At 59.6% G+C, this 18,207-nt stretch carries 15 protein-coding genes; 8 read left to right on the top strand and 7 right to left on the bottom strand.

Features of this window, described 5'->3' with window-relative positions; genetic code table 11:
• Positions 1 to 64: 64 nt before the first annotated feature.
• A complete protein-coding gene (locus tag Q7L55_09595) occupies positions 65 to 745 on the top strand; it encodes a phosphoribosyltransferase family protein (protein MDO8732801.1) in 681 nt (226 codons plus the stop codon).
• On the opposite strand, the gene Q7L55_09590 is transcribed toward Q7L55_09595, so the two are convergent.
• Positions 738 to 1,529 carry a GNAT family N-acetyltransferase gene (locus Q7L55_09590; protein ID MDO8732800.1) on the bottom strand — a complete coding sequence of 264 codons (792 nt, stop codon included), beginning with the start codon at positions 1,527 to 1,529 and terminating at the stop codon, positions 738 to 740. The genes Q7L55_09595 and Q7L55_09590 overlap by 8 nt on opposite strands.
• 107 nt (positions 1,530 to 1,636) lie before the next feature.
• Between Q7L55_09590 and secA the strand changes: the two genes are divergently transcribed.
• Positions 1,637 to 4,384, top strand: a complete 2,748-nt coding sequence (secA, locus tag Q7L55_09585) for a preprotein translocase subunit SecA (protein ID MDO8732799.1) — start codon at positions 1,637 to 1,639, stop codon at positions 4,382 to 4,384.
• Here secA and Q7L55_09580 read toward each other — a convergent pair whose 3' ends face one another.
• Positions 4,385 to 4,939 carry an Rv3235 family protein gene (locus Q7L55_09580; protein MDO8732798.1) on the bottom strand — a complete coding sequence of 185 codons (555 nt, stop codon included), beginning with the start codon at positions 4,937 to 4,939 and terminating at the stop codon, positions 4,385 to 4,387.
• A gap of 283 nt (positions 4,940 to 5,222) precedes the next feature.
• Between Q7L55_09580 and Q7L55_09575 the strand changes: the two genes are divergently transcribed.
• Positions 5,223 to 5,747: a hypothetical protein gene (locus Q7L55_09575; GenBank protein ID MDO8732797.1), complete on the top strand. Its 525-nt coding sequence runs from the start codon at positions 5,223 to 5,225 to the stop codon at positions 5,745 to 5,747.
• Here the strand turns inward: Q7L55_09575 and Q7L55_09570 are convergent.
• Positions 5,716 to 5,961 carry a helix-turn-helix domain-containing protein gene (locus Q7L55_09570; protein ID MDO8732796.1) on the bottom strand — a complete coding sequence of 82 codons (246 nt, stop codon included), beginning with the start codon at positions 5,959 to 5,961 and terminating at the stop codon, positions 5,716 to 5,718. The two genes, Q7L55_09575 and Q7L55_09570, sit on opposite strands and share 32 nt — an antisense overlap.
• A gap of 146 nt (positions 5,962 to 6,107) precedes the next feature.
• Between Q7L55_09570 and Q7L55_09565 the strand changes: the two genes are divergently transcribed.
• Genes Q7L55_09565 through Q7L55_09555 form a run of 3 tightly spaced genes read left to right on the top strand, consistent with a single transcriptional unit; the run spans position 6,108 to position 8,041 of the window.
• Complete coding sequence (locus Q7L55_09565) at positions 6,108 to 6,749, top strand: hypothetical protein (GenBank protein ID MDO8732795.1); 642 nt, start codon at positions 6,108 to 6,110, stop codon at positions 6,747 to 6,749.
• Complete coding sequence (locus Q7L55_09560) at positions 6,746 to 7,225, top strand: hypothetical protein (protein MDO8732794.1); 480 nt, start codon at positions 6,746 to 6,748, stop codon at positions 7,223 to 7,225. Before Q7L55_09565 ends, Q7L55_09560 begins: the two co-directional genes overlap by 4 nt.
• Complete coding sequence (locus Q7L55_09555; GenBank protein MDO8732793.1) at positions 7,226 to 8,041, top strand: hypothetical protein; 816 nt, start codon at positions 7,226 to 7,228, stop codon at positions 8,039 to 8,041.
• Here the strand turns inward: Q7L55_09555 and Q7L55_09550 are convergent.
• Together Q7L55_09550 and Q7L55_09545 are read right to left on the bottom strand one after the other, a co-directional pair.
• Positions 8,002 to 8,667 carry a L,D-transpeptidase gene (locus Q7L55_09550; GenBank protein MDO8732792.1) on the bottom strand — a complete coding sequence of 222 codons (666 nt, stop codon included), beginning with the start codon at positions 8,665 to 8,667 and terminating at the stop codon, positions 8,002 to 8,004. The two genes, Q7L55_09555 and Q7L55_09550, sit on opposite strands and share 40 nt — an antisense overlap.
• A 56-nt stretch (positions 8,668 to 8,723) precedes the next feature.
• On the bottom strand, positions 8,724 to 9,230 hold the full coding sequence (locus Q7L55_09545) for a DUF2505 domain-containing protein (GenBank protein MDO8732791.1): 507 nt from the start codon (positions 9,228 to 9,230) through the stop codon (positions 8,724 to 8,726).
• Positions 9,231 to 9,265: 35 nt separating this feature from the next.
• Here Q7L55_09545 and Q7L55_09540 point away from each other — a divergent pair, with 35 nt between their 5' ends.
• Positions 9,266 to 14,086: an NAD-glutamate dehydrogenase gene (locus Q7L55_09540; GenBank protein ID MDO8732790.1), complete on the top strand. Its 4,821-nt coding sequence runs from the start codon at positions 9,266 to 9,268 to the stop codon at positions 14,084 to 14,086.
• A 107-nt stretch (positions 14,087 to 14,193) separates the two neighbouring features.
• Positions 14,194 to 15,384: an adenylyltransferase/sulfurtransferase MoeZ gene (gene moeZ / locus Q7L55_09535; protein ID MDO8732789.1), complete on the top strand. Its 1,191-nt coding sequence runs from the start codon at positions 14,194 to 14,196 to the stop codon at positions 15,382 to 15,384.
• Positions 15,385 to 15,462: 78 nt separating this feature from the next.
• Here the strand turns inward: moeZ and Q7L55_09530 are convergent, their stop codons facing one another.
• Positions 15,463 to 15,705, bottom strand: a complete 243-nt coding sequence (locus tag Q7L55_09530; GenBank protein MDO8732788.1) for an NIL domain-containing protein — start codon at positions 15,703 to 15,705, stop codon at positions 15,463 to 15,465.
• Between the two features lie 24 nt (positions 15,706 to 15,729).
• Positions 15,730 to 18,150: a lysylphosphatidylglycerol synthase transmembrane domain-containing protein gene (locus Q7L55_09525; GenBank protein ID MDO8732787.1), complete on the bottom strand. Its 2,421-nt coding sequence runs from the start codon at positions 18,148 to 18,150 to the stop codon at positions 15,730 to 15,732.
• Positions 18,151 to 18,207 lie beyond the last annotated feature (57 nt).

The following is an 18,207-nucleotide window of genomic DNA, read 5'->3' as shown; positions in this document are numbered from 1 at the left end:
TGGGTCAGATCCACAGCCTCGCCGGTGTGCTTGCCGTTCAGTTTGATGAACATCAACCTGAAGCATGCTGTTTATCGCAAAGCTGACGACTGCGGTTACGGGCCTTGTTCAGGAAATGGCCGATGTCGCACTCTCACGGGAATGCCTGGCTTGTGGCCGCGAGGGTCCCGTGCTCTGTCTACGTTGCCGAGCGCGACTGCCTGAAGTTCCGGCGAGGCGCGATCAAGAACCTGCAGTGTGGTTCGCGGGGGAGTACGAAGGATTGCTGCGCGAGCTCGTACTTGCTCATAAGGAACGGGGAGTTCGTGCCTTGAGTCCCATTCTAGGAGAGTTGTTGGCGCATGGAGTGTGGGCTGCGGCTCCTGGCACTGAAGTTATTGCGCTTGTTCCGATTCCGGCACACCGCAATTCAGTGCGGATCCGCGGACGAGACTGTTTGAATGAAGTGTCGCTCGCGGCCGCGAAAGCACTGCAGTCGCGCGGTCGAGTCTGCACGGTTGAACCACTGCTGCATTGGCGGCGTGAGACCGCTCGTCACGCCGGTCAGTCGGCTCGTGGCCGACTGGATGTTCAGGAGGCCCTGACCGCGAGAGCCCCTCGCGGTCGGGCAGATTCGGTGATCGTTGTTGACGATGTCATCACGACCGGGGCGACAGTGGCCGAAGCCGTGCGTGCGTGTGCGGATGCTGGAGTTCAGATCAGTGCTGTGGCGTGCGTTGCCAGCCGCAGTCTGCGAACTAGGTGAGCCGAGTGATGCCTTCCTGCACTCCTTTGACCACGGCCTCCATGCGGGATCGGGCCGGAAGCTTTTCAAGGATGCTGCGCACGTGGTTCTTCACGGTGTTCTCACTTATGCCAAGAGTCTGGGCTATGTCGCGATTGGATTGCCCGGCGGCCATGGCATGCAAGACCTCGCGCTCACGTCGAGTGAGCTGTGGTCCGGTCCACACTTGACCGCCACCCATCTCGAGAAGATCATCGGCAAGCAAATCGGCGAACCAACAGTCCATCAAGTCGCCCCTATGCACTAGGCCACGGCGCATCGGCTGCTCGTGCACAGCGAATCCGGCTGATTGCGCAACTGCTCGAGCTGCTTCGTTGCCGAGCAGTGCTCGCCAGGTCACCACATTGAGATCCAGAGAGCTGAAGCCCCAGCGGCAAGCCAGCCGCACGGCACGCGTGGCAATGCCACGCCCGCGCAACCATGGAGCAACCAAGAAGCGGACGGTCGCCGCGCCGTGGCCATCTGGCTGCAGGTGGACGGAGCCTGACCAGCGATTGTCAGTGTCGGCGATCACCCAAGTCGGCTGATCCCACCAATGCACCGGATTGGTGACCTTGTCCACCCACGCGCGAGCATCCTGCTCGGTGTAAGGGCTGGGAAGATTGGTCCACCGGGCCACTTCTGGATCCTGACATCCAGTGGCAATTGTGGGGATATCGCGACTCTCTGGCAGGCGTAGGAGCACGACGCCATCGGTCAGCGTCGGGGGATTCTTGGGCGCCATGGGCCGTGCAGCGACTGACACGTCAGGCAGTCTTGCAGGGCACCGGGGAGAATCTGGCAAGTCCCCTACGATGGAGAGTCCAGCCAGGTCAGCTGGCTGATGATTGACGAAGGAAAGGTCGCTTCACAGTGCGAGTGCTCGACAAGATCCTGCGCGCCGGCGAGGGCAAGATTATTCGCAAACTTCACGCCATCGCTGAAGCAGTCAATGCCATCGAAGAGAACTACACCTCGATGAGCGACGCCGAGTTGCGCGCGCTGACTGATGAGTACCGGGAGCGCCTCGCCGAGGGCGAGACTCTCGACGATCTACTGCCCGAAGCCTTCGCGACAGTGCGTGAGGCTGCCACGCGCACTCTTGGCCAGCGACACTTCGATGTGCAGATCATGGGTGGTGCTGCCCTGCACATGGGCAACATCGCTGAGATGAAGACAGGTGAAGGCAAGACTCTGGTCTCCACGCTTCCTGCCTATCTCAATGCGCTCAAGGGTGATGGCGTGCACGTGGTCACCGTCAATGACTACCTGGCTGAGCGTGACTCGGAGAACATGGGTCGCGTCCATCGCTTCCTCGGCCTCGAAGTCGGCGTGATCTTGTCGAACATGACTCCTGCCGAGCGGCGTATCGCCTATGCAGCCGACATCACATATGGCACCAACAATGAATTTGGCTTCGACTACCTGCGCGACAACATGGCGTGGAGTTCTGAAGAGCTCGTGCAGCGCGGCCATCACTTCGCTGTGGTCGATGAAGTCGACTCGATTCTCATTGACGAAGCCCGTACCCCGTTGATCATCAGCGGACCAGCTGACCAAGCGACCACTTGGTACGCCGAATTCGCGCGCATCGCGAACCTGCTGAAACTCGATGAGGACTACGAGGTTGACGAGAAGAAGCGCACCGTCGGTGTTCTCGAATCAGCGATCGACAAGGTCGAAGATCAGATCGGAATCGACAATCTGTATGACACGGTCAACACCCCACTCGTGGGCTTCCTGAACAATGCCATTCGCGCCAAGGAGCTCTTCAAACTGGATCGCGATTACGTGATCATGGACGGCGAGGTCCTCATTGTTGACGAGCACACCGGCCGCATTCTGGCTGGTCGTCGCTACAACGAGGGCCTGCATCAATCCTTGGAAGCCAAAGAGGGCGTTGAGGTCAAGGCCGAGAACCAGACTCTGGCCACCGTGACCCTTCAGAATTTCTTCCGTCTCTACGGCCAGCTCTCGGGCATGACCGGCACGGCGATGACCGAGGCCAATGAGTTCTCGCAGATCTACAACCTTGGCGTTGTACCGATCCCTACCAATCGCGACATGATCCGGCTGGACAGCGCCGATGTCATCTACCGCACTACCGAAGCCAAGCTTCAGGCCGTAGTAGCCGACATCGTCGAACGCAATGCCAATGGACAGCCGGTGCTGGTTGGCACGACTTCAGTTGAGAAGTCAGAGCACCTGAGCAAGTTGCTGAAGCAAAACGGAGTGCCGCACGAAGTGCTCAATGCGAAGTACCACGATCGAGAGGCACACATCGTTGCTCAGGCCGGTCGCAAGGGTGCCGTCACGGTATCCACGAATATGGCCGGTCGCGGCACCGACATCATGCTCGGCGGCAACCCAGAGTTCATGGCCGCGGCCGCGCTCACCCAGCGTGGAATCTCAATCGTGGAAGACCCAGAGGCATATGAAGCAGCATGGGGTGGCGCGCTTGAGCAGGCCCGCACGGCCGTCCTCGCCGAACATGATCAGGTGATCTCGGCTGGCGGGCTCTATGTGCTCGGAACCGAGCGCCACGAATCACGCCGCATTGACAATCAGTTGCGTGGTCGCTCCGGCCGTCAGGGTGATCCGGGCGCATCGCAGTTCTACCTGTCCCTTGAAGACGATCTGATGCGATTGTTCAAGGCCGACATGGTCGATGCCTTCCTTCGTCGCTTCAATGTTCCTGACGATGTTCCGATCGAGGCGAGCATGGTCTCCAACGCCATCCGCTCGGCGCAGTCGCAGGTTGAAGCCCGAAACTTCGAGATTCGCAAGGATGTTCTGAAGTACGACGACGTGCTCAACCGTCAACGTCTCGTCGTCTACGCCGAGCGCCGACGCGTGCTCGAAGGCGAAGACATCGAAGAGCAGGTCCGCAGTTTCATCACTGACACCGTTGAAAGTTACGTCCGCGGTGCAACGGGCACGGGATACCCAGAGGATTGGGATCTTGACCAGCTCTGGACTGCGCTGAAGACCTTGTACCCAATCCAGGTCACCGTTGAAGAACTCGAGGAAGCCAGCGGCGGCAGTCGCGCGGGCCTGACCAGCGACTTCCTGACTCATGAACTGCTCGACGATGCCCAGAGCGCCTATGACGAGCGCGAAGAGGCGCTCGGCGAAGATGTCACTCGCGAACTCGAGCGTCGGGTGATCTTGTCGGTGCTGGATCGCAAGTGGCGCGAACATCTGTACGAGATGGACTATCTGCGCGACGGCATCGGTCTGCGTGCCATGGCTCAGCGAGATCCATTGATCGAGTATCAGCGTGAAGGCTATGAGCTCTTCAACGCGATGATGGATGGCATCAAAGAAGAGACTGTCGGCTACCTGTTCAACGTCCAGGTCGAAATCGAGCAGGCAGAGGATGGCTTGATTGAGGTCGGGCCTGATGGCAGCGAACTCATCGCGGCTGAAGTGGTCTCCGAAGTCATAGTGCCTGGGCTTGCACCTGCTCGCCCCGCGCATCTTGAGTACTCAGCTCCAGGTGAATCCGGTGATGTTGTGCATGACTCAGTGGATGTCGATGTTGATCAGGAGATTGATCCGAACTCGAGTCGTGCTGATCGACGCCGTGCTGAGCGAGCTAATCGCAAGCGTCAGGGCTGATCAGCCAAGAGCGATAGCAGTGACTTGCCAGGAATCGGCAATCGCCTCGAACCTCATTGCCACCGCTCGACCACGACCATCTCCAACGAGTACGGCCGAGGTCTCAGCCACCCCGGGCGCGACGGGGCAGACGCGAATGGCGCGCACCTGCTGAAGGGAACGCATTGCAGACCTGGCATTGCGCCCCTGCACCGCACTTGGATGTCGTCGTGCGGCCTTGCCTCGAGCGGCGAGCATCGCCAGTTCACGCTTCTCCACCCAACGGGTGAGTTGCTGAGCTGGGCGATCCCCGCTTGCCACCTCAGCGATTGCGCGTGCCATCCGGGCAACCCAGATGGGCGGTGGAATGGGTGGCCCGCCGGGCACTGTGGCCGGACCGTTTGTTGGATGCTTCGCGGTGGGAGTTCCTGGGACAAGCCGCAGGTGCCGCGGAACTTGCGGCACGGCCGGAGTGCCAGGAGCAATCTCCCAGACCAGAGGCAGTGCGAGTTGCTCTGATTCGACTTTCGCCGAGGCGAGCACTGGTGCAGGTAGGCGATCCAACAGCGTGGACACGGCGGGCTCCTTGCCGCTCGGGCGCGGTCGGGGGTTCGCGGATTGAGATGCTTGTGTTTGCGTGTGTTGATTGGTGTTTGGTGATGTTTGCATGGCTGGCGCAGTTGCTGCAAGGTCGGCGGCTGATTGTGGATGAACTGACGCGGCTGTGGACGACGGATTTGCCAAGCGACGGGATGCTTCTTGATTGTTCATGACTGTGGAGTTCCCCCGCTGGCTGCAGGCCAAACCACCAGCGTCACTTCCTTGCACAACCCGAACAATCTCCAGTGGTGACGCCCGCTTGTCCCAACTATGGGAGGCAGCTGAAGCGAGTCTGCAAACTGAGGTCTCCCTCGAAGTGCTGGCTGAGGCCAGCTCGATAGCCGACGCAGAACGCGCGCGAACTCGCATGATTGACACGCTGTCCTTGACTGGCGCTCGACTCTCACTCGCATGCCAAGGAGGGGTCACAGTGATTGGGCACGTGGTGAGCAGTGGCAGTGATCTCGTTCTTGTCGAGCACGAGAGGCAGCAGCTCACCGGTATTGCCGTGTCATCGCTGATTCGCGTATCTGGTGTTGACCATCGTCTCCCGCAAGAATCGCCAACTGCGCCCCTCACCTGGACTCGGTGGCTGCGTTCGATCAACAACCAGAAGCTTGGGACAGTCCGGATTGTCACCAGCGATGGATGGGTGACGCACGGCGAAATTCGCTATGTGGGCGCTGACTTCATCCGCGTTGCCGAAAATCGCGGAGGAGAAACTGATGTGATGATCACGTCCATCAGCGCAGTCACGGTCTCGAGTGTGCGTCTGTCTGAGTGAACGGATGCTCGGCCAGGAATTCATGAGTCTGTTCGTACATCCGAGCGATGTAGTCCTCGAGCATCTGGTGCTCCACGCGCCACTGGCCGCGGCCGCCGATCTTGAGCGCGGGCAATTCGCCATTGCGTACGAGCGCATATGCCTGTGAGGCAGAAATATTGAGCGACTCAGCTACGTCAGCAAGAGTCAGAAAGCGTGAATTCGGGGCGGACACCGATGCATTGTGCAACGCAAATGCACGATGCGCGCGGTTGTCCACAGGCGGCCGGACGCACCCGGTCCCTGTGGATATTCATTGGTGTCGTGCTCGCCTTCAAGTGATCGTTGTTCTTCGAGGTAGTTCGAACAGCTGGGGGTCAGATGTTTCGCAGGGGTGCGCGCAGCGCGCGTTCGGTCAAACAGGTCGTGCGCTGGACGGATCTGCGTTTGTGGCTCGGACTCGGGCTGGTCATCGGCTCAATGTTCGCGGGGGCCTTTGTGCTCTCTTCTGGCGAACAGTCAGTCACCATCTGGCGAGCTGCAACAGATCTTGCCGTTGGTGATGTGCCTCAGGTTGAAGCAATATCGGTTCGCCTCGATGATTCTGCAGCCGCATATCTGCCAGCGACTTCGATCCCGGAAGGGCGCATGCGCGTGCCAGTGACAGCAGGGGCATTGCTGCCAGCCGCCGCAGTGGGAGCAGCCGAGCCAACAACTGGGCGTCTGGTCACGGTCCCCGTTGACTCCCTGCACTCTCCGGTGGGACTGGCACCAGGAGACGTGGTTGATGTGTGGGCAACGACAGACGACACGAGCAACCCAGCGCCGCCATCCTTGGTGCTCGCGCAAGCCCATGTGCAGGCCGTAGACAGGGAGAATATCGGCGTGGGCGGCGAAGTGCCCGTTGTGCTTGAAGTGGCGAGCAATCAGGCCGCTTCGATAATTGCGGCCGCGCGCGGGCAGATCTCTCTTGTTGAAGTGCCACTGCCGGCCCAGTTTTCGGAATCAGTGGCTCGCTCATGACTGAACTGGCGTGCATCTTGGCGGCGCCCGATCTTGCCCTGGAACCCGAACTTGTTGCTCAGTCATCCGCATTCGGCCTGCGCATCGTCCGTCGCTCACTTGATGCGGCCGATCTGATGGCCGCGGCTGCCCTCGAGCCGCATCTGGCAATTGTCGTGACATGCGCACTGCCACGGCTGACGCGCGATCTCATCGCTCGCCTCTGCGCTGATCGGCTAGTCCTTGGCCTTGCTCCCGATCCGCAAAGTGCGCAGCAGTTGCACGCCTGGGGAGTCGCCGACGTCGTTGATGTGCGCTCGTCTGGGCAGACGATTGCGGATCTCTGCTCTGCTTTGAATGGTGTGCCGCGAGTTCATCAACGAACAGAGCAGCACGGAGTGTGGTCGACAGGTGCCTGGGCGCCGATGTCAGCTGCACAATTCGTGCGGGTCCCCAGCGCAGCGTCCTCGCCAATGCCAGTGCAGACGAGAGGATGAGTGATCTCGGTGTGGGGAGCTCCCGGAGCTCCAGGTCGAACCAGCGCGACGCTGATGCTTGGGCAGTTGTTTGCACGCCGCGAACTGTCGGTCTGTCTGATTGATGCCGACACGATGGCGCCGTCATTGCTGCAGATCCTCGGGGTCGCCGAGAACGCCAGCAGCTTGGTCGTGGCCTGCCGTTTCGCTGAGCGCGATTCACTCACCGCGCCACGACTGATGCAAACCGTGCGTTCGATCGATGATCGGCTCGTTGCTCTTGGGGGAGTCATTCACTCAGACGAGTGGGGCGATGTGCGAGCGGCCGCAATCGCTGCTGTCGTGGAGATCTGTCGCTTGAGTTTCGACCTCACGATCATCGACATCGGATCCGGGATGGAGCGCGGACATCCTGCTGATCTTCTTTCCACGCGACGATTCGAGGCGGCGAGCTCCGCAGCTGCCGCGTCTGATGCTCTCGTCGCGATCGCCCAGGCCACTCCGCTTGGCATCACGCGACTTCTGCAACACCTGCCTTCGGCCAGCAGCTCATCGGTACCTCCTGTTGCACTTGCCGTAGCACCGGCTTCGGGCAAAGCCTCAGCCTCAGCCGCTGTCAAGAGTCTGCGCGATTACGGTATGCAGCTGCCGATTTTCGAATTGCCACGATATTCAACAGAAGAATTAGTTCAGGTTCGGATGCGCCCGGTCGCAACGAGGCGCAAATTTGGTCGGGGCTCGGACTTGACAGCGCTACAGGCCTGGATTCAAAGCGCTGTCGCAGACGCTAATCGCAGCTATGGAGACGGAAGCACCACAACGGCGGTGCCCACATGAGCGAATTTGTAGACCGCTGCAGCAGCCTTCTCTGAGAGCCGCACGCACCCGCCGCGGGCGATGGCCAGACCGAGTTGCTTGACGGAGTGCATCCTCGTGCCGTCGTAATAGCGCGGAATCGCATGGAGTCCAATGGGCGACTTGGTGTCAGGTCCGTAGGTGAAACGCACCATGTGATTGAAGGTGACCTTGGAATTGGGATTATTGGCCACGGGGGACTTCGAGAAGACGTGATAGACCCCGGCCTTCGGACGATCAAATCGCCCCACAACTGGGTAACGAGCCACCACCTCATCAGCCTTGTTGATGAGCCATACCGTCATCAAGGCTTTGTCATAGACCACGCGTTTCATGCCAGCGTGATTGAGATCGTTTGGATAGGCAGGCACGCGCTTGGCCTTGCTCGTGCGTGTTGCTGGCTTGGGTGGCCTGGTGTGTGCTGGAACGTGCGTGGTCGTTGGTGAGGGTTCGACCGTTGCGATTGGGCTCGGCTCAGCGGTCGCTGCGTCAGCAGTACGCGAGTTGAAGGCAAGCCACACTGCGGCGGCGAGGATGACCACGGCCAGAGCAGCGGCCAGCGTTGACTTGACGGGACTGAGCCTTGTTGACAGGGGGAAGTACTGCACATATCCGTTGTACCGCAGCGTTCGCCAAATTCAGTGTTGCCGCACGGGGGGCTTCGTCAGGTGGTTTCTGCATTGCGCAGAAGCCAGCCGTTGGCAAACTCCTGCTCCTTGTTCAAGTAGCGCTCAGTTTGTTCAAGGGCGAGCCGCTCGACCTTGCCTCCGACGAAAGGAATAGCTGCCTTCAACTCGCCGGTGGTAAGCACAGTGGTGCGCTTGCCATCAAAGGTCATCAGCACGGTGCCGCGGAAGGTCAACGGTGCACTGAATTGCACCTCGAAACTTCCGTTGCAAGAACTGGCATCAGCCGGCCGCCAGTTCTGATGCTCAGTAATGGTGAGGGTCTCACCCACAATTGAGCGTGCGTACGAGGGCATGTCCGCAGGCAAGGTCCGAACGATCACGAGGTCGATGGACCCTTCGCTGCTGTCAGTTCGTGTATGGGTCACAGTCAGCGCTCCGGTGGCCTTGGCTCGCTCAGTGATGTAGTCCGCATTGCACACCATGGAGAGCACGTCGCCTGGAGACGCCGAGTAGACCTGATTGCATTGCAGTTGGGTACCCACGCGACAAACCTTCCTTCTCCAGTTAGCGTAGACGTGTGACTGACGTTGTAACCGCAGTGATCAGCGCTCTAGGTGATGACGCACATCAGTCGCAGCAAATTCTGGCTCGCAAGGTCTTTCGCTATGTCTCTTGGGACGACGTCAGCGGATTCACGCCTGCCATGCTCGTTCGTCAGCTTGACGAGTTTGCGGCAGCAGCTGATGAACGGCCACATGGACGGCCCAATGTTGAAGTGCACGATCTTGAAGGTTCTGAGGTCGCGCTGGCGACCATCGTTGTTGATGACATGCCGTTCCTTGTTGATTCCCTCGCCGGCGCGCTTCACGTGGAAGGCCGCAATCCGCGTCTGATCTTGCATCCGCAACTCATCGTTCGTCGTGATGCTGACGGACGGCTAATAGAGATTTTCGATCTCGAGACCGATGATCCGCGCCCCGACGGGACAACGGTCGAGGCCTGGATCCAGATCCAAATGGAACGTAACTACGTCAGTGATGACAATCGGCAGACGGCGGATCATCTGCGACGAACACTGCGCGATGTTGGCGCGGCTATTCACGACTGGCCGCTTATGCGCGAGAAGGCGAGTTCGTTGGCGGCCGAGCTCGATCAGACGGTCAACCCTGGGTGGTCGCCAGATGAGGTCTGCGAAAGCGCGGCGCTGCTCCGCTGGATGGCCGACGAACATTTCCTGTTCGTCGGTTACAAGGAGTACTCGCTGTACAGCGATGGTGAGGGAGATGGGCTCAAGCCGATCCCCGGGACTGCGCTGGGAGTACTGCGCGAAGCTGATTCATCTGGGGGGCATGCGATCGATGAAGCGTGGGTGCGACTGTCTGCACTCGCGCAAGAGCATGCGCACGATCGCTTTCCGCTCGTCTTGACCAAGGCGAACTCCAGATCCACGGTGCACATCCCGAGTTATCTGGACTACGTCGGAGTGAAACTCCTGGACGAATCGGGAGCGGTCATTGGTGAGCGTCGTTTCCTGGGCCTGTACACCGGCGCAGCCTTCACCGAGAGCATCACGTCAATCCCAATTCTCAGAGAGCGCTTCGTTCGAATGCTCGACACCATGGATGTTGCACCCGACTCGCATACTGCAAGAGATCTACGGCAATTGATCGAGACCCTGCCGCGAGACGAGTTCTTCGCAATGCACACCGAGCAATTGATCGAACTTGCCCGGGCGGTCATGCATCTGGATGAACGACGTCAGGTGAAGGTCGTCATTCGACCAGACGATTACGGCCGGTATGTATCGGCGTTCGTGTTCTTGCCGCGTGATCGGTACAACACCGATGTTCGCGTTCAGATTGAAGACATCTTGCAGACCGCATTTGAGGCCGTGTCCGTTGATCACTCCGTGCAGGTCACTGAAGCCCCAAACGCGCGCTTGCATTTCATTCTGCATCTACGAGAAAGCTCGCCCACTGCTACCAAGAATCTTGGGGAAATCGAGCAGGCGATCGCAGCGGCGGCGCAAACCTGGCTGGACGAGTTCACGGCAGAAGTGGTTGCCGTTGTCGGAAGTGAACGTGCATCCACATTCCTCTATCAATATTTCGACGCCTTTCCGGAGGGATACAAAGAGAGATTCGCACCACTGGTGGCGGTTCGCGATGCGATGACGATCGCCAAACTTGATACCGACGAACTCGCTATTGAGATATCGGGCATGCCCACTTCCGGTGTGACAGGCGCCGCGGAACCTGCACGCATCAAACTGCTTCGTGCAGGTGAGCCGATGTCCCTCTCGGCCGTGCTCCCGCTTTTGCAACACCTTGGGGTTGAGGTGCTTGACGAATACCCCTTCGAGATTGAGCGAAAGGGCTTGCACTCGGCTTGGGTCATGGACTTTGGCGTCCAACTTCCCGATGTTGACCTGCCTTTGCGCGAAAGCCTTGATAGCCGCTTCTCTGACGCATTGCGGGCTGCCTGGAGCGGTGCAGCCGAATCCGATGACTTCAACGGACTTGTGGTTCGCGCAGGCCTGCATTGGGAGCATGTGGTGCTCTTTCGCAGCTACGCGCGCTACCTTCGCCAGCTCGGCACCGCCTATGGTCAGGACTATCTGCAACAGACGCTGTTGAACAATCCTGCGTTCGCCGGGCTGCTCATCGAACTTTTCGACTCGCAGCTCAAACCGGGGTTCAGTGGTGATCGCGCGGTCGCGCGCACGGAACTCACCAGTCGTTTTCTTTCCGACCTTGACTCGGTGCCATCACTTGACCATGACCGCATCTTGCGCTCCTTTCTCGCATTGGTCTTGGCGACAGTTCGCACCAATGCCTTCCTGCCTGGTGTGTTCCGAGAATCGCGCGCTCTCGCGTTCAAGATCGATTCGCGCAGTATCGCCGACATGCCCCTGCCCAAGCCCCTAGTTGAGATCTGGGTCTACTCACCACGCGTTGAAGGAGTGCACTTGCGCTTTGGGCGGGTCGCTCGCGGCGGAATCCGGTGGAGCGATCGGCGTGAGGATTTCCGAACTGAGGTACTAGGGCTGGTCAAGGCTCAGGCGGTCAAGAATGCAGTGATCGTGCCGGTAGGCGCCAAGGGCGGCTTCTATGCAGCCGGTGCTGCCGATGTAGCGACTGATCGAGAAGCTTGGATGGCCGCTGGCAAGGACGCATACATCGAATTCATATCCGCCCTCCTGGATCTAACGGACAATCTGCAAGCAGGCCAGGTGATCGCACCGGCGAATGTCGTGCGAAGTGACGGCGACGACCCGTATTTGGTTGTCGCTGCTGACAAGGGAACCGCGAGCTTCTCCGACCTTGCCAATCGACTTTCCCTCGAGCGCGGATTCTGGCTGGGCGATGCCTTCGCCAGTGGCGGATCGCATGGCTACGACCACAAGGCAATGGGCATCACCGCTCGCGGTGCTTGGGTTTCGGTGCAGCGCCACTTCCGCGAACTCGAAATCGACGTGCAGAGTCAGCCGTTTACGGTGGTCGGCATCGGCGACATGAGCGGCGATGTTTTTGGCAATGGCATGTTGCTGAGTCAGCAGACGCGACTCATCGCGGCCTTTGATCACCGCAGTATCTTCATCGATCCAGAACCAGATGCTCAGGCGAGTTTTCACGAGCGACACCGGATCTTCGACCTGCCGCGATCGAGTTGGGCTGATTTCGATCCGAAGCTGCTCTCACCCGGTGGCGCAGTCTTCTCCCGCAGCGCAAAGTCGATTGAAATATCCGAAGAAGCTCAGATTGCTCTGGGCCTGCCCAACGATGTTCGCATTTTCGCTCCCGATGAGCTCATCAAGGCGATCCTGCAGGCCCCGGTGGATCTGCTGTGGAACGGTGGCATCGGCACCTATGTAAAGGCCGTCGATGAAACCCAGCTCGATGTTGGTGACAAGGCTAACGACGCAATTCGCATTGACGGTTATCAACTTCGATGCGCGGTGGTAGGTGAAGGCGGGAATCTAGGTTTTACCCAAGCGGGACGCATTGAAGCCGCGCATGCGGGAGTGCGTCTCAATACTGACGCTATCGACAACTCGGCAGGTGTCGATACTTCTGACCACGAAGTGAATCTGAAGATCCTGCTCGATGACCTGGTACAACGCGGATCGATCTCGGTTGAGGGGCGCGATGTCTTGCTCACCCAGATGAGTGACGCAGTGGCTGCTGCAGTTCTAGGCGACAACTATGACCAAAATGTTGTGCTCGGCAACGCGCGATCAGCAGCCCCAGTAATGCTTGCTGTTCATCAGCGATTGATTCGCGACCTTGAACATCGCGGGCTCCTTGATCGCCAGTTGGAATTCCTGCCCTCTGATGAAGAAATTGAACGCCGCCGCATGGCAGGGGAGGGCCTGTGCTCGCCGGAACTCGCCGTGCTACTGGCCTATTCGAAGATGGCGCTGACAGAAGAACTGAACTCGGCGCACATCGGTGCGGATCCTTGGTATGAGTCTGCTCTATTGTCGTACTTCCCGAGTGCGCTGACTGATCAATTCGCAGCAGAGGTCAAGACGCACCAACTGCGCAACCAACTCGTCTCCACTGTGGTGTGCAATCACATCGTCAACACAGGAGGCATCACTTTCGTATTCCGGGCAGTTGAGGAAACTGGAGCCACAGCGGTCGAGGTGGTGCATGCCGCGGGGGCGGCATCAGCGATCTTCGGAATTGACGAACTCACATCGGCAGTCAATGCGCTCGATCTTGTCGCGCCCGTCGCGGCGCAAGATGCCTTGCACCATGGCATTCGCCGGCTGCTTGATCGGGCGACTCGATGGTTGTTGAACGCCAAGGGTGGCCATCTGGCTCCGCAAGCATTGGTCGACACGTATCAGCCGGTCATTGCCGAGTACCGCAGCTACGTTCGCTCACATCTGCCGTCTGGAGTCATCGACAACATGCGGCTGCGAGCCGACGAGTTGATCTCTTTAGGTGCGCCGGTTGAGTTGGCCGAGGAGGTCAGTGGTCTTCTCGAGGTCTTTGCCCTCCTCGACATCGCTGATGTGGCTCGACGCACGGGTATTCCTCCCGAAACAGTCATACCGCTGTACTTCACGATCACAGAGGCCTATGGCATCGATCCCCTGCTGGTCGGCATCTCAGCACTGCCGCGCGGGGATCGTTGGGGGGTACTTGCCCGACATGCTCTGCGCGCTGATCTCTATGCGGCGGCGGCAGACCTGACTGAGCAGGTATTGCACATGGATCAAGGCTCCCCGTCCATCACTTTGGCCTCGTGGGAGGGGCATTTCGCGAGCAGCACCGGACGTGCCAAGGGCACCCTGTTGGATATTGCCGCTACGGAGCATCCGGATTTGGCAACCCTGTCGGTGGCGCTGCGCGCCCTGAGAACTCTCGTGGCCCAGACTCGGGAATAATCGGCGACCTGCCGACGCTTTGCAACAAGGACAACTCCAGTGAGCCAGTTCGTCGAGCCGGTTAACATGGATCACTGCTTGAGCGTTCATCTAATTTTGGAGTCATCGTGAGCTTGCCACCCCTGGTGGAACCTGCAGCCGACCTGAGCGTTGACGAGGTTCGCCGTTACAGCCGACATCTCATCATTCCCGATGTTGGTATGGCTGGGCAGAAGCGACTCAAGAACGCCAAAGTGCTGTGCGTTGGCGCGGGTGGGCTCGGCAGCCCCTCGCTGATGTACCTTGCCGCCGCCGGTGTAGGCACTCTGGGAATCGTCGAGTTCGACATCGTTGACGAATCCAATTTGCAACGCCAGATCATTCACGGACAAAGCGATGTTGGCCGGTCAAAGGCTGAAAGTGCGCGCGACAGCGTGCGCGAGATCAACCCCTACGTCACAGTGAACTTGCACGAAGAGCGGCTGGATTCATCCAATGTGATGGAGTTGTTCTCGCAGTACGACCTCATCGTGGATGGCACTGACAACTTCGCCACCCGTTACCTTGTCAATGATGCTTGCGTCTTCCTGGGCAAGCCCTACATCTGGGGTTCCATCTACCGTTTCGACGGCCAGGCCAGTGTCTTCTGGTCCGAGCACGGCCCTTGCTATCGCTGTCTGTACCCAGAGCCACCACCACCAGGCATGGTTCCTTCGTGCGCTGAGGGTGGCGTGCTCGGCGTGCTGTGCGGATCCATCGGGTCCATCCAGGTGACCGAAGCCATCAAGGTGCTGACTGGCATTGGCGAGACTCTGCTTGGCCGCTTGATGATCTATGACGCTTTGGAGATGAGCTACCGCAAGGTGAATATCCGCAAGGATCCCAATTGCGCGATCTGTGGTGAGAACCCCACCGTGACGGAGCTCATCGACTACGAAGCCTTCTGCGGAACGATCTCCGATGAAGCTGCTGTAGCCGCGATGAACTCGACCATCTCAGTTGTCGATCTCAAGCGGATGCTTGATGACCGCGATCGTGGTGAGGATGACTTCCTGCTCATCGACGTGCGCGAGCCGGGCGAGTACGAGATTGTGCAGATCCCAGGTTCGGTGTTGATCCCCAAAGGTCAGTTCCTGGATGGCCATGCTCTCGCAGACCTACCGACCGATAAGCGCGTGATCATCCATTGCAAATTGGGTGGTCGTTCAGCTGAGGTGCTTGCTGTGGTCAAGGGCGCTGGCTTCTCAGATGCCGTGCATGTGGGCGGCGGCGTGCTCGCCTGGGTCAACCAGATTGAACCCGACAAGCCCACCTACTGATCACGAGCACTTGCTCATACAAAGCAATAAGGGTGACTGGAAACAGTCACCCTTATTGCATTCCAATGCGTGAACCGCTCAGCCAGCGACGATGTCGCCCTCAGGCGCTGACACTTCAATGCCGAGCGACTTCAGGTAGGCCGTGGCTCCATCAAGATCAGTTGTTTCGCCCTCGAGATCCAGCACCATCCAGCCGACATGCTGATCGATGTTTGCCCGGCGAATATTCGGAATGACCTGGTGGTGCTTGACCATCATGTAGATGATCGGCTCGGTCGTGGTGTCTGGGCCGAAGGTCAACTGCAAGTGGCGGTGAGGCATGTAGGCCATCTTACGGGTGGCACTTTAGAGGGCGCCACGCTTGGTGAGCCAGCTGAAAGCCCAGTAGCCCGGAATGGTGGGGATCCAGAAGGTCACCACGCGGTAGAGGAGCACTGCGGACAGTGCAACGCCGCCGTCAAGGCCTGCTGCCGTGAGACCAGCGGTCAGTGCAGCTTCTACGGCGCCAAGACCGCCGGGAGTTGGCGCGGCTTGGCCGATGGTGGCACCGGCGAGATACACGACGGCTACCACCGCGATGCTGAGATCGCCACCGAAAGCCTCGATGCTGGCATAGAGCACGGCGATGAAGGCGAAGTTCAACACGAGGATGCCGCCGATGCCCTCGAGCAATTTCAGTGGACGCTGCGCAACGGTGATCAGGCGCGGACCCACTTCGCGCAGCAGGGGACCAATGCGTTCATGGGTGAGTCGCCGCACCTGAGGGATGGCAAACAGTCCGACGATGATCACTGCGATCACCACGACCGCGATGACGACGATTCTTGGCGGCTGGAAGGTGAAGTCCGCCTGCGTGCCTGCCGCCAGACCGAAGGCCAGAAGCAAGAGCATGTGCATGACGAAGGCCATCACTTGTGACACAGCCACGCTGGCAGCTGCAAGCGCCGGATGCACTCCTGCCTTTTGCAGAAAGCGCATATTGATGGCCACCGAGCCAAGGGTTGGCGGGGAGACCAGGGTTGCGAATGCCCCGGAGAGTTGAGCCAGGACGGTGCGATGGAGAGAGAGTCGTTCAGGGACGAATCCGGAAAGAGACCACGCCGCCGCCAGGTAGGTGATGACGCTGAACAGCACGGCGCCGATAGCCCAACGCCAGTCGGCAGTGGTGATCAGCTTGACAAGGTCAACATCCGCCAACTGCGTAAGGAGCACGTAGCCGGCGACGGTGCCGACCACGGCCAGGATCAAGGTGCGCGGCTTGATGCGTTGGAGTTGAATCGGCTTGACCTCGTCGTCGGGGCCGATCTCGATCAGGGTGTTGCGCAATTCGACGAGCAGATCTTTGTGGCGTCGAAGAGCTTTGCGAGAAGGAGCCGACAGCGCGACAGTTTGCAATGCGGGCACAGTGCGAGAAAGGCCTGCAACGCCAAGCACTGTGCGTCCGGTGGCGATCGCTCGGTCGGCGCCAGCGAGAAGCGCGAGCGTACAGAGCATTTCGGCGAGGTCGATGCGCATTGCGACGTCGGTTGCCGCAACGGACCCGGTGTCCTGGCCAACGAGCCACACTGATCCGTCAATGCCTCGGATGATGTGCTCGGCATGCAGCGATCGATGACTGATGTGACGTTCATGCAGTGTGCGCAATGCCCGCCAGGCTTGTTCGAGATCGGCATCGGTCAGTTCATCGAGTTGCGCAAAGCTCGAGCCCTCGATGAACTCGTAGGCGAGCACATAGGAGTCGGCGTTGATCTCTGATGCGAGCAGCAGTCGTGGTTCTGCCGCTCCGGCGGCTTCAGCTGCATAGGAGGTCAGCGCGGCATGGTCAAGAGTGCGGCGCATATTCGATCGGCCGCTGACTTGATCCTCGCGCAAACGCAGGGCCGTCCAGGCCGCCGTGGCCAGTCCAGCGCCTTCCATATCTCGGTCGAAGACTGTCACGCGCAGGACCGCGCCGATGCGTGTGACAGCCTGGTATCTGCGTCCACGCCTCGTGGTGTCCTGTGCCACTAACGAGATCACTGGGTAGCCGCCGAGTTCGAGTGCCTGGGCAATGGCCACGCCCGATGGTCGTGAGGTTGGCGTGCCAAAGGCGTAGCGGACGATCAAGCCGACTCCCCAGCCGATCGTGATCGAGATCAGCATGCCGGCCAGGGCGATCGCCGAGCTCAGCACAGTGACGATCGCGACTGAACCGATGATGACCACGCTCAGGACGCTCCATGGGCGCCGACCCATCAGGCGAGCAACGGTGATGAAGGCGATGAGCCCGCCCAGAATCGGTGCCGTCGAGGCGCCGCCCGAACTAGCCGAACCTGTGAGCGCGGTGAGCAATCGCGGTGAATCAAGGTGTGTGACCACCATGGCCAGCGCCGTGAGCAGCACGATGGTGAACAGCGACGCGATGAATGAGTCAAGCAACTGCCGCAGCCTCTTGCGGATGACCAAAGAAACCGATGCTGCAATTGGCAGGCCCAAGGTTCCAATGCCGCCGACCACATTGAGCACGAGGATGATCAATGAGGGCAGGAGCCTGGCTCCCGTTGAGAGGTCGGCGTCAAGTCCGGCACTCGTGCTGGAGGCGAACCAGGCAACCCCCACCGTTCCAAAGGTCAGCGCCACGGCCAACAAGAAGCGGGCCAGATCAAGCGGGCGACGCACCCGGGGCGGGATGACACCATCCTCGATGATCACTGTTGCGTGCACCGCGGACTCGCTGGCGGGCTGGTCTGAGCGCCCGTCCTGGAATTCCACGGGCTGGTCGGTCACGGGGGCCATGGTGTCAGACCCGACCTGAGCACGCTGCGCACTGAACCACCTCAGCAG

It is taken from the genome of Actinomycetota bacterium (assembly GCA_030650795.1).
GTDB lineage: Bacteria > Actinomycetota > Actinomycetes > S36-B12 > S36-B12 > UBA11398.
The sequence above is the reverse complement of the archived record's forward strand: the minus strand, read 5'-3'. Positions and strand labels throughout refer to the sequence as shown.

What these genes read in the sequence shown, in the direction of transcription:
- Q7L55_09565 (MDO8732795.1), top strand. Translation starts at nt 6,108, where the DNA reads ATGTTTCGCAGGGGTGCGCGCAGCGCGCGTTCGGTCAAACAGGTCGTG.
- Q7L55_09530 (MDO8732788.1), bottom strand. Translation starts at nt 15,705, where the DNA reads ATGCCTCACCGCCACTTGCAGTTGACCTTCGGCCCAGACACCACGACC.
- Q7L55_09560 (MDO8732794.1), top strand. Translation starts at nt 6,746, where the DNA reads ATGACTGAACTGGCGTGCATCTTGGCGGCGCCCGATCTTGCCCTGGAA.
- Q7L55_09595 (MDO8732801.1), top strand. Translation starts at nt 65, where the DNA reads ATGCTGTTTATCGCAAAGCTGACGACTGCGGTTACGGGCCTTGTTCAG.